The following is a 13079-nucleotide window of genomic DNA, read 5'->3' as shown; positions in this document are numbered from 1 at the left end:
TAGTAAATTGAGAGGGCTGATGCTTTACCTGCAGCAGAAAGCTACATTTTATCCTTCGTTTAAGGCAAGACGGATAAAACCTCTCTGGAGTCAGAGACCTTGGCACGTTACACATTGATATGATACGGCAACTCGGGAGACCCTACCGGTCTTTTCTTGTTAGAAGAGTATGGTGTACAAGCGATAAAAAGTAAGGAAACCAAATGCCGGTGTAGGGAGTCGGATAGCAGTGTAGTACCAATGAAGTTGGGTAATGCCGATGGAGGAAAGGCTAGCTACCAGTTATCACCCTTGCTAGGGACACATTTACTACACACAGAGGTAGGAATAATAAATGGAGACAAAACTAGTAAGGATAGCAGAATTAGCAAAATTTCATCCTAAGAGATTAGCAAGGTTTTGTGAATGGTAACTAGGAGGAGCCGTGTGCGTTAATAGCGCAAGCACGGTTCTGTGAGGGGGAGGAACACAATCTACCGTAAGGTAGAGAGGTTCCTTTCTACTCGACTAGTGCAAGAAGAAACTTATAATAGTGTATTTCCGACTATATATATAAGGGGGGTATTACATTGGTTCAAAAGTTATTTTATGTCCCGATTGCTTTAGCGTTATTTATGATTAGTGGATGTTCCAATGAAGGGGAATCAACCACAGTAACAATTGATAGTATCGATGCTAAAGAAGTTTTAACATTGAATTCTGATGCTGATATTTTTCAGTATAAGGGCATAATTTATCAAACAAATATTGATTGGGTAGAAGAATTGTCTTTAACAAAAGATGTTCAAATCGGTGAAATAAAAACAAAAAATGATACTAACACAGATTTTATAGATGAAATGTCGAATAAACTTCCTATTGGTGCGAAGATTTTCTCCACCAAAGAAAGAGAAGATATTTTATTTGTTGAATCTGAAGGAGAAATCAAAAAATATCTTGCAATCGTTGAGGGGTAAACAAAATGTCTTGTTCAACTACCATGAAAATAAGTTTCTTCAAGAATAGAAAAATGACAATACTAAAGAAGACCCTGCTCAATCGTTTAAAAAAAAGAGGAGAGCGTTAATTAATAAGCCTATGGATTAGGGTTGACTGGATTAAGGTCAGTATCAGTATTGACACTTCCTACCCATTTTCATTCTCTGTGGTGCAGCACTGATTTTGTGCAGCATGGATGGCTAACGGGTGCTTTAGTTCAATAATCCAAATAAAAAAGTCGGTTCCTAAACGTGTAAAGGAACGACTATTTTATGTTGAAATTTGCTTAATGTTGTAAATCTTCATTTTCCTAGCTCTACCCCTATTTGTGAAACAATTTCCGTGCTAGACTTAAAAATATATAAGTAAATGAAATATAAATAATCTACAAAAACAAGAAAATGTAAATTAAAGGCGAATCCATTTTGATCGATTCGCCTTATTTTTGATTATTTTTTTAGGTCAATTGGTATTCCAATTTTGGGAATTTCAAATCTAAATAAAACTGGTTTTCATTCATATTCGTCATATTTATAAAAATTTAGTTGGGTTTCTTCATTAACTAAAAAACGATAGCTTTCCAGTCTTGTAGAGGAAATTTCATTTAATTGCATATCAGTCACTTTTGCTTCTTTGCTTGTAATTATATATAGATAATTGTTTTTCTTGTCAGGAATTACTTTCACAAAATTATCTTTCATCATATACGTATTATCTAAACTTAGAATTTTATCTTCTCCGTTTTCAAAAACTGGTTCACCGGTTTTTATGTTTAACATTTTTACTTTATTATCATTCGTCACAATATATGCAAGATCCGATTTAAAGTCAATGTAAGCAATCTTCCCTCCTGCAGAAAGATTATTAGGATTATTCAAATCACCTTTTATAAGTTTGTAAATGTCTTTTATTTGTTTAGGCGCTCCTTCAAGTGTTACACCATTTTCAGATAAAATAAGTTTTCCGCCGCTTGCCTCTAACTTATAACTTTTCGTACTATCTATTTGCTTATTAATTTCCGAAATAAAATAATTTCCAGTTATATTAATATTCAATGATGTGTTATTTCCCAATTCTCTCTTAATACTAACGGTGACTAGTTTATTTGTCCCTGTATCTGCATTCGCCACTTGAAATGTTGGAAGAACGGAAAAGGATACCACCGATAATGCAATCAATAATTTTTTCATATAATCACCTCTTTTCAGGGTCCCCTGTAATCGACTATCTTGTTTTTGTCAAGTTTATTGTGTCAGTTCTTTGAAAAAAATAAAAAAAGATGCGGCAGAAGCCGCATCTTTTTATTGTGGTAATTTATCAAATTCATACATTGAACCCATAATATTTCCATCATTATAGAAAATGATAACCATATCGAACTTGTTATTTTTGATGTAATCACTCGCCGTGATTTCCCTGTTGTACCTCATATCAAATACTGAAGTTTTATAAAAATGGTGAGCAAGAGGGAATACCGCTGCATTCGAATAGGAATCTTTTAAGATTAAAACATTTAACTTGTTTTGGCTTTTCTTATTAATGATATTGAATTCTCGTAAATCCCATGTAAATGCACTTCCATATTGGAAAGTTCCTGTTTTATTCACCAATTCTTCTGCGTAAATGTTTGAATATGGCACTTTGTTCTCAGCAGAAACCGCACCTCTGTATACATCATAGTCTTTAAATGAATAGGTCTTTGGAATATACTGACAAACTGTATCCGCATATAAACTGACTTGATTAAATACCATTCTGTTAAAACTACCTGAGAATGGATAACCATTGTAACATTTGTGTTCATAGTCAGACTTCTTAACATCACTTGATACTGCTTCATAATCTTTGTGTATTCTTTTGGTTATGAGCTTATATGCTAAAAAGCCGCCTTTTTCATTCCAGTGATGATCCGTTTTGTAATAATAACTTTTGACCGTTTCGTAACCATCTTTCTCGTATTCAGGTCTAAAGTCTTCGTAATTGACTACCGTTCGGTCCAAATGTGAAAGCAAGTATTGTTTATTCTTTTCCCCTACACCTTCAGGTAAATATTTTGGTAAATCTTTTTGAGTCATATTTGTTTTCGATGGTACAGGGAAGTAATATAGCTTTGTTCCTGATTCACTTAGTGTTTTACCTAGTTCATTTAATGCTTCGGCTGATTTTTTCAAATCATCTTCCGGCGTATAAATGGCAGGTTGATTGTATATCCATCCGTTTTTCCCAATGTAATAACCGTTTACAAATGTTTTCGGTGATAAAACTTGTAATTTTGTGTACAATCCGACCCACTTGTCTCGTAATAAAAATTGGTCTGAAAAATATGTTTCGTATTGTTTGAAAAATTCTCCTGAACGAATGAGGCTTAAATCCTTCACAGGTTCTTGAGACAACGTGCGATTTTCGAAAACAGATGATGGACGGTCTGTTTGAAGTTTTGAAACGATTCCAAACCCAAAGATGACAACTAAAAAACTAATAACTAGAGCATAATGGCTAATTTTCATATGTTCAAACTCCTTTTAAAAACGGAAATATATAAATGGATTGTATGTTGAATTCACTAAATACATTGTAACTACCAACAGCAATCCAATATAAGTTATATTTCCGATAACTTCTTTACTAATTAACACCATTGGTTTTGTTTGGAAAGACTTTTCTAGTTTTTCTTTGAGATATGGGTAAATAGGAAAGACAAATAAAACAGCAATCAAGAGCATGATTGTATTGTCATGAAGAAGCAAAATGGTTTGATTGTTATAAATCTGACCTCCAAAACCAAACATTGTTTTTATGAACCCATACGAATAGGAGAAGTTATCTGCTCGGAAAAATACCCATCCAACCATAACGATGACAATAACATAAATATGTCTAATAGGTGTCCACAATTTTTGGAGAATGTTTTGCATAAACAACCTTTCCATGCTAATGATAACGCCGTAGTAAAAACCCCAAGCCATAAAAGTCCAACTAGCCCCATGCCATAATCCTGTGATAGTCCATACGATTAAAATGTTTCGGTATATTTTCCACTCGGAAACGCGATTCCCTCCAAGCGGGATATAAACATAATCTCTAAACCAGCTTGATAAAGAAATGTGCCAACGTCTCCAAAATTCAGATATACTGTTTGCAATATATGGATAGTTGAAGTTGATTGGAAATTCAAATCCGAACATTTTAGCTAAACCAAGTGCCATATCACTGTAACCTGAAAAGTCGAAATAGAGCTGAAGTGTATAAGCCATAATCCCAATCCAAGCCGTTGATTGGCTTAAATCAGCAGGACCCGTAGCAAATACCGTATCCGCTATTTCTCCAAGAGGATTGGCTATCAATACTTTTTTCGATAATCCAATTATCAATTGCTTAATTCCAACTGCAAATAACGTAATATTGTGAATGCGATTTTTTAATTGATCTGCAATTGTGTTATAGCGGATAATAGGACCTGCTACGAGTTGTGGGAAAAACGTTATGTAAAGTGCTAAATCCCATAGATTTTTTTGTGCTTCGTTTCCCTTTCTATACACATCAATGATATAGCTCATTGCGTGAAATGTGAAAAACGAAATACCGATAGGGAGTGGAATAGGGTCGTTGTTTATATGAAGATTAAACAACTGATTGATATTTTCAATTGCGAAATTACCATATTTGTAGAAGCCCAATAATGACAAATTTGCCAGTATTGAAATCCACAGTGCGGTTTTATGCGCAAAACTTTTTCCGCGGAAACGTTGAACCACTAACCCAAAAAAGTAGTTCATTACAATTGAAAATATCATAAGGAAGACATATTTTGGTTCCCCCCATGCATAGAACACTAAACTCACAAGCAACAAAACGATGTTTTTTAACTTATCTTGTGCAAAATAATAAATCAGCAGCACAATAGGTAAAAAAACGTAAAGAAAAACAAGATTGCTAAATACCACTAAGCTTCCCCCTTGTGCATATATACTATATTGAACAACAATAATTATTATACAATTTTTATTTATGCTTAAGAAGTACCGAAATTGAACGACTTGCAAATGAAAAAAATTATAAATACAGTGATGTCGGTCAATGGCTATACATCGCTAACGCCGTTCGATAGTTGAAGAAAAGATTAAAGGATATTTACCCAAAGCCAAGAATACATTATTTATGGTTTTTTTATTAAGCAGTTACTTGAAAAAAGGAGAAATTGTATTGGAGGAGCTTATTAAGGAGTACGCATTAGGATACACAATGCTTCGGAAAGCCATTGAAGGATTAACTGAGGAAGAGCTTCGTTACAAGCCTGCGCCGGACAAATGGAGCATCCATCAAATCATCATACATGTGACAGATTCCGAGATTTCTTCTACATCAAGGCTAAAAAAAGTCTTGGCGGAGGATGAACCGATTCTGATTGCATTTGACCAAAATGCATGGGCGAATAACTTGGGGTACGATTTGTTGGACCGTGAACAGTATCTGCTTCTGTTCAAATTGTTGCGTTCCAGTATGCGGCCTATTCTTGACCATCTAACTAACGAACAAAGCAAACGAGTGGGTGTGTATGTCGATCAGGGACGGTTCACATTTAAGCAATTGTTGGAATACCGAGTCCTACATGTCCGCGACCATCTCACTCAAATTGAACGGGTAAAGAAGGCATATCAAGAGAACCAAGTAACCTATTAAACGGCGGTCTTTAGCTACATAAAAAGTACGAAAAAGAGGACTTTGCAAAAGTCCTTTGTTATTTGTAAAAAAGATAAAAAAGGACATTAGACCCTCACCTCCTCTTTTTCAAAACTAGCAAAGAAAAATGGTACAAAGGAACCAATGTAATAAAATTTCACAATTAAACCTTCTTTTATGAAATAATATTCTATATAATCTGAATATAACAGCAACCATTTTTGGACGGATTACTCGAACAAGGTGGTTTTATTCTCGTTCTTTTTGACATGAGACAAGGAGTGATGTCCGCCGGTAAACCCCAATCAGATTAACCTTTTGACGATTGCCGGCAAGTGATTAGCGTCCAACATTATCTAGTTCGGTTACTCAAATGATCACGGAAAAATAATTGAAAGAGGTGCAAACATTGACAAGAAAAGGGCTCGTAACCATGATGACAATTATTTCGATGCTATTAACCTTTATCCCAACCAGCTCTTCCATCTTCGCAGCGACAAATACGCAACTCATCGTCCACTATCATAAAAAGGGTGGAAACTACACAGGAAATTTGGAAACGCTTTCCCTTAATGGTCAGGTAAAAGGTACCGTGTCAGAAAAGACTACGGATGGATTTGGACTAAAAATGACTTACCAATTTCCAAACATCGATGACAATGCCTACATAGGAGTTGTCGTAAAAGAAGACAGCGCTTTTCCTGAAGATAAAAGATTTGTAAGAGCAAAAAACGGAAAAGCGGAAATCTGGCTTATTGATGGCGACGCTCGCGTATACAATGAACCTCTTGCCATCGATTCTAAGATTATTACTAAGAAGGACAATAAAGGGTACGTGACCGTTGAAGATTTAAAAGATGTATTAAATCTGACTTATAAATATGGAAAGAACACGTACAAATTTGACGGCGCGAATGCCGGAACGGCCGACATTTTAACCATCTACCATAATCGTGACTATTTTGAAATCAATATTAATACGAACCGAATTGGTTCTAATGTGACGGGAAATATGACCTCTGCCTATACCGACCTCGTTTTCCATGACGTAGACGGATATAAGGATGGGAACAACTATTATTTATCGATAGGCTACATCGAGAGATTATTTCAAGTAGCCGTCCTCGCTGATCATAATAAGGTACTTTTGCTCAAGCAACAGAACGTAGCTTATGATCAAGTAACCCGTGCCAAAGCTCCAGAAGATGTAGGCTTTTCTTCTGAAAAACTAAGTAAAATTGATGATTATATTAATCAACAAGTCGAGAGTGGGTTTCCAGCGGCGGCGATGATTGTCGTGAAAGATGGAAAAGTTGTCAAAGAATCCGCGTATGGCTATTTGAAAAAGTATGATACACCATTTGTGGATGGTGCCTATAAACCTGCGGCCCTTTTGCCTAAATCCGACTGGGAAGAAGCAAAAGTAGATTCGTTATTTGATATGGCTTCCAACACGAAAATGTATGCAACAAACTATGCCATCCAAAAACTCGTCTCTGAGGGGAAATTAAACTTAGATCGGCCGCTAAGCTCTTTTCCTGGCTGGGAAAACTTTAAAGATAGCTATACTGTTTACACCGGTAAGTGGACACTTGGAGGCAGCGGCGGGCTGAATAAAACACCGCGTACTGGAAAAGAAACGGTTACGATCCGTGATATCCTCCATCACTACGGCGGACTTATTCCGGATCCGGAATATCCAAATAAGAATTCAGCAGGTGACTTATGGTATCAAACTAATGATCATACGAATCGAGCAGGAGTAATCGATGTCATTTGTAAAACTCCATTGCAATATACTCCTAGAACTACGTACGCTTATAGTGATGTCGATTTTATGATTCTAGGTTTACTTGTGGAACAGATTACCGGAATGCCATTAGACGAATATGTGGAAAAGCATATTTATAATAAGATGGGATTAACGCACTCTGTATTTAACCCATTAACAAAAGGGTTTTCAAAGTCGCAAATTGCGGCAACAGAGTTAAATGGAAATACCCGAGATGGTTTTATTAATTTCGGAAAAATGGAGGACAATTCACCGGTTAATATCAGAAAGTATACGTTACAAGGTGAGGTCCATGATGAGAAGGCTTGGTATGCGATGGCAGGTGTTGCCGGACATGCCGGATTATTCTCAACGGCAGGTGATATGGGCGTTTTAACACAGCTTATGCTTAATGGTGGTATTTATAACGGAACACAATTTTTCACGAAAGAAGTTGCCGATGAATTTACTACACCATATGATCCCGATCCAAACAAGGTAGACTCATCAACCACTGGCTTGGGCTGGAGGGTACATTCAAAAAGCGCTGCTGCTTATTACTATTTCAATTGGGGTCCGAGCCGAAGCACCTATGGGCATCAGGGCTGGACAGGAACGTTAACGATTATCGATCCGGTTTATAATATGAGTATTACGATTCTTACTAACTTAAGGCATTCGCCTGTTGTCAGTCCTCCAAATGGGTTTGCCGGGTCGAATTTTCCAATCGCCAATTTAGTACCGATATCTGCGCTTGTCTATGATTCTTTGGTCTCGGACAAAGAGCAATACAGTCCCGATGCGCCGATCACCTTGTCTGCAAAGGCAACCGGCATCAAAACAGTTGATCTTAGCTGGAACACCGTTTCCGGAGCGGACAGCTATAACGTCTATCGTTCAACGACAAGTGATGGGGCATTTCAAAAAATCAATATCGAACCGCTTGCGACAAATTCCTTTACTGATACGGGCTTACACCCTGGTTCAGAATACTACTACAAGGTTACTGCACTCAACAGTGTCGGTGAATCGGCGCAATCTGAGCCCGTGCATGCAGCTACTGTATCGGCTAGCGATATGTACGATTTGATAGGGAAACTCATCAAAAAATTTGCTGACTCCGGGGAATTGGGTGGACCAATGAAGGTGCAGCTAACAAACAGTCTTAAACAGTCAGAAGATCAATATAAAAAAGGACACAAAGCTCAGGCAATTAAGAGTTCTCAGGACTTCCTGAAGCATATGGACAATCAAGGGCTGCAAAAACATATCACCAAAAACGCAAAAGAGGCTCTAGAAACAGAAGTGAACATTTTAATTGAAGCTTTAACTGATTAGAAGAGGGACAGGCAGAGGGCACTGTCAAAGTCCATGAAATGAGAAGAAGTTAATCACCTGCTGTATATAGGTGGCTAACTTCTTTTTTTGTTATATATATTGTTAAAATATCCATCACTTTCTTAAAGCAATCACTTTTTCAGTAGTCTTGGACAGGCACCTCGTCCCAGTACCTTGGTCTTCTCCAAATTATTTATTAAGGTTTCTTAACCTTTATTTCATAGTTTTGTAACATCCAAATAGTAAGTTTAAAGAGGAGTTAATATGCTTTTTCACATAAATCCACTATAAGAGTTTATTTTTCCTTGTAAGGTGGTAGGTAAGAGTAATACCCATATATGGTTTTTTTAAGATTTAAAAAACAAGGATTAAGAAATTTTTGGAGGTGTTCAATTATGGATTCCTCTAAAAAAAGGAGTCTTTACTTTGACAACGCAAAATTCATTTTGATATTTTTAGTCGTTTTCGGACATGTTATCAGTCCTTTAAAAGGTAACAATAACATTCTTTTCACTCTATATTCGGTCGTATTCCTTTTCCATATGCCAGCCTTTATACTTATTTCTGGATATTTTTCAAAGGGATTTCATAAGGAAGGTTATTTCTTAAAAACCGTAAAGAAGATTTTATTACCATACATCATTTTTCAAATAGTCTATTCGATTTTTTATTATTTGGTCGGAGAAGAATCTACACTTAAAATTGACCTTTTACAGCCACACTGGACCTTATGGTTTTTATTGAGCCTGTTCTGTTGGAATATTCTCCTTCATGTATTTGCAAGGCTAAAATGGGTTGGATTACTTATAGCAGTTGGAGTTGGCATTGGAATTGGTTATGTCGATCATGTGGGTAGTTATTTATCATTATCAAGAACTTTTGTATTTTTCCCCTATTTTCTATTAGGATTCTTATTAGATTCCAAGCATTTAAAATGGGTTAAGAAAGTAAAATATTCAACATTCATTGGATACGCAGTTCTCCTTATGACAATTTTGATATTTGGAACATGCTTTCCAAAGGATGCCATACCATGGCTGCTTGGTGATACACCATATGCTGATTTAGGTACGAAGGGATTGACGGATGGTTTCATTCGTGCCTCCCAATATTTTGTAACAGTAATAGTTATTTACGGGTTTTTGGCCATTGTCCCGTCAAATCGATTTAAAATGACGATAATTGGTCAACGGACCTTATATGTATATCTTTTACACGGATTTATTATTAAATCGATCCAAGCAATCGTCTCTGACGATATATTAGATGGATTATCTAATCAATACTTAACCCTAATTGTTTTTTCTTTAGGCCTTTGTATATTATTAGGAAATTATTTCATCCAAAAATATACTCGTCCATTGATTGAATTAAGAATATAACTGGAAAGAGAGAGTGGGAACTGTAAACTGTCCCCTGTAGAGTAGCACTATAATAAAAAATTACTCTACAGGGTCTTTTTGTGCAATTGAATGAAACGGGATCGAATAATAAAAATGCTGCCTTGATGGCAGCATTGAGTGTTTTGTCCTGTAGTTAAGATAGTTCTGAATCGCCAAAATACTCCAAAACTAAGGGTAATATGAATCATGGAATCATAGGTGAAAAGAATTGTTTCTTTATATTCGTGAAGAAAATGGTCAAAAAATGTTTCATTATCACGAATTTTGTTCGTGAACATGACGATTAATGAAAGGGGGTGAGATGTTGCACTTCCGCCATTTTCTTATACCAGTGCTTATGGTCGGAGCAGCCCTGTTTTTACCAAATAACACCTTTGCCGAAAAGAATGGACATGGTGGACAGCAGAATTTCCACAAGGAACATGTTCAAGTGAAGAATTCTTCAGAAAAATCGGGGAACACAGCTAAACAGGCTGACGTTCCGGCAAAAGCTGAAAACGCGAAGCCAAGGGAAAAAACTGTGGTGATGCCTGAACAGGCTAGTAAAAAACAGAATGGTGTAAAACAGCAGGCTTCCAATCATGCTGCGAACCAAGGTACTTCCAAAAAGTCAGCTGCTAAAGATCCGAAGACTTTGCCGGAGCAGGCAAAAGGAAACGGATACGGTCTATCTAAAATAAACAAGACTGAGAACACCGTTAAGGCTTCTGGTCAGGAGAAAAGCGAAGCTGTCAGGGATGATATAAGAGGGCAGGGAAAGCATAAGCTTAAGGATAGGGACAAGCGTTCCTCTAATATTGCAGTAAAAGAAAAAGTCGAACACCCCTCTGATATCACTGTTAAAAATAAAGCCGAGCTTAACGATGGAAACACTGTAAAAAATAAATCTAAATCGACGAGATTGGTTACTAGCTTTGAACCAAAAGCAAAAGGCTCAGATCTATCAGCACCAAAAAAGGTTGAACATTTTGAACCTTCTTTACCAGTGCTGCCACAAAAGGGAAATGTCCCTTCCAGTAAGGAAGAGATCCCAATCGTCGATCAGGTTATTAACCCGACCCAACGTTTAAACAGTCCTGGTGGTCAATCAAATGATCGAGTCAGCCAGGGTTTCCAGACAGTAAGCTTCTTGGAGAAGTGGTTTGAATGGAATAAATACAATGAAATCAATCTTGTCCAGGCTTACTTTTCTCGGGATAAACTTATGAATAATCAATGGGTAAATGCTCCACCTTCACAACCGCCGAAAGAAAGCTCCTTTATTATAAACCGTTAACCGCAGCTAAATGCCACGGAAACAGGAAAATAAAAGGAGCGAATTAAAAATGAATCATTATCTTAATCCTAATAAAGTTGTTAAATCGTTTGTATTAGCTGGAGCTGTATCTTTTGGAATTTTTGCAGGGGGACATTTTACGGAAGCTGCTGGCCCTGATAAGGCAAAAGGGGAGCACTCTGTTCATGTAAAATACGAAAATAAGGAAAAAGGTCATGAGAGAGAAAAGCATGAATCTTATTCAAAATTTGGAAAGCCTGCGAGCCCAACAGTAAAGGCACAACCTAAAGCCGAAAACGAACAAAACGAACACCATAAAGCTGAAAAAGTGAACAAATCGCAAGCAAGTGTGCATGCTAGTGAATCGGCAAAAATGCATGCTGCACCAAACTCAGCCGTTCACGGCAAGGCTGAAAAAGCTGAAAAGGTTAACAAATCTCAAGCAAGTGTACATGCCAGTGAATCGGCAAAAATGCATGCTGCACCAAACTCAGCCGTTCATGGAAAGGCTGGAAAAGTTGAAAAGCCGGTAAAGGAAGTTCCAGCTGAAGAGGCGGTTAAAGAGGAAGTTCCAGTTCAAGAACCAGATGTTAATACAGACGTAACAACAGAAAATCAAAGTACTGATACCGTTTCTCCATCAAAAGAGGTTCATCACAAGCATGCTGAAAAGACAGAAGATGAAGCGGATGTTGAAAAGGATGAAAAAATGAAAGATCATGATTCCGATTCAGCAGTAAAACCAGAGGATGAAGATGATCAAGGTGAAGATGATGACCATGATTCTGATTCTAAGAAAGCCGCTCATCATCATGTGGCTATAGTGAAAACAGAGGATGAAGATGATCAGGGTCAAGATGATGACCATGATTCTGATTCTAAGAAAGCTGCTCATGATCACGAAACTATTGTGAAAACAAAAGATGAAGAAGAAGCGGAGTTAACTAAAGAACACACTGAGAAAGAAGCTAAGGTTAATCCTTCTGCTGCTAACAAAGCAAAATCTCAAGCGAGCAAACATGCAAGCGACACTGCTAAAGCACACGCTGCAGCAAACTCAGCTGTACTAGCTGGTGCGAAAGATTCTGAAGATGCTGTTTCCGAAGATGTAGTAGCTGAAGATAAAACAACAGAAGAAACAACTGAAGTTGCAACAGAAGAATCTACTAAAGTTGAAACAGAAGAAGCAGCTGACGAATCTACTGAAGTTGAAACAGAAGAAGCAGCTGACGAATCTACTGAAGAATCTACTGAAGTTGTAACAGAAGAAGCAACTGACGAAGCTACTAAAGTTGAAACAGAAGAAGCAGCTAACGAATCTACTGAAGCTGTAACAGAAGAAGCAGCTAACGAATCTACTGAAGCTGTAACAGAAGAAGCAGCTAACGAATCTACTGAAGCTGTAACAGAAGAAGCAACAGACGAATCTACTGAAGCTGTAACAGAAGAAGCAACAGACGAATCTACTAAAGCTGTAACAAAAGAAGCAACAGACGAATCTACAAAAGTTGTAACAGAAAAAGCAGCTAACGAATCTACTAAAGCTGTAAAAGAGAAGCTGCTAGCGATTCTGGAAAAATTGTTACAGATGATAAAACTGATGCTGAAATAACTTTGGGCTATTCACGCACTT

9 protein-coding genes are annotated in these 13079 nt (G+C 37.1%); 6 read left to right on the top strand and 3 right to left on the bottom strand.

The genetic code is table 11. The features are described from left to right. Nucleotides 1-569 precede the first annotated feature (569 nt). Nucleotides 570-956, top strand: a complete 387-nt coding sequence (locus ACIQCO_RS25235; protein WP_400434499.1) for a hypothetical protein — start codon at nt 570-572, stop codon at nt 954-956. Nucleotides 957-1490: 534 nt separating this feature from the next. Here ACIQCO_RS25235 and ACIQCO_RS25230 read toward each other — a convergent pair. The 3 genes from ACIQCO_RS25230 to ACIQCO_RS25220 form a co-directional block, all read right to left on the bottom strand. After that, a complete protein-coding gene (locus tag ACIQCO_RS25230) occupies nt 1491-2168 on the bottom strand; it encodes a hypothetical protein (RefSeq protein ID WP_400434497.1) in 678 nt (225 codons plus the stop codon). Nucleotides 2169-2279: 111 nt separating this feature from the next. Continuing rightward, nucleotides 2280-3485 (bottom strand): alginate O-acetyltransferase AlgX-related protein, encoded by a 1206-nt coding sequence (locus ACIQCO_RS25225; RefSeq protein WP_400434495.1) that lies wholly within the window; start codon nt 3483-3485, stop codon nt 2280-2282. A 15-nt stretch (nt 3486-3500) separates the two neighbouring features. Beyond that, nucleotides 3501-4922: an MBOAT family O-acyltransferase gene (locus tag ACIQCO_RS25220; RefSeq protein ID WP_400434493.1), complete on the bottom strand. Its 1422-nt coding sequence runs from the start codon at nt 4920-4922 to the stop codon at nt 3501-3503. Between the two features lie 259 nt (nt 4923-5181). Here ACIQCO_RS25220 and ACIQCO_RS25215 point away from each other — a divergent pair, with 259 nt between their 5' ends. The 5 genes from ACIQCO_RS25215 (at nt 5182) to ACIQCO_RS25195 (ending at nt 13058) form a co-directional block, all read left to right on the top strand. Further along, nucleotides 5182-5658, top strand: a complete 477-nt coding sequence (locus ACIQCO_RS25215; protein WP_400434491.1) for a DinB family protein — start codon at nt 5182-5184, stop codon at nt 5656-5658. Nucleotides 5659-6067: 409 nt separating this feature from the next. Next, entirely contained in the window at nt 6068-8767 is a 2700-nt protein-coding gene (pbp4b, locus tag ACIQCO_RS25210; protein ID WP_400434489.1) for a penicillin binding protein PBP4B, read from the top strand. A 395-nt stretch (nt 8768-9162) separates the two neighbouring features. Then, nucleotides 9163-10149, top strand: coding sequence for an acyltransferase family protein (locus tag ACIQCO_RS25205; RefSeq protein ID WP_400434487.1), 987 nt, complete (start codon nt 9163-9165; stop codon nt 10147-10149). Between the two features lie 352 nt (nt 10150-10501). After that, nucleotides 10502-11446: a hypothetical protein gene (locus tag ACIQCO_RS25200; protein ID WP_400434485.1), complete on the top strand. Its 945-nt coding sequence runs from the start codon at nt 10502-10504 to the stop codon at nt 11444-11446. A 10-nt stretch (nt 11447-11456) separates the two neighbouring features. Continuing rightward, nucleotides 11457-13058, top strand: a complete 1602-nt coding sequence (locus tag ACIQCO_RS25195; protein ID WP_400434483.1) for a hypothetical protein — start codon at nt 11457-11459, stop codon at nt 13056-13058. Nucleotides 13059-13079 lie beyond the last annotated feature (21 nt).

It is taken from the genome of Neobacillus sp. NPDC093127, assembly GCF_044754175.1.
Classification (GTDB): domain Bacteria; phylum Bacillota; class Bacilli; order Bacillales; family Cytobacillaceae; genus Neobacillus.
This window is presented reverse-complemented; position numbering and strand designations above follow the sequence as displayed.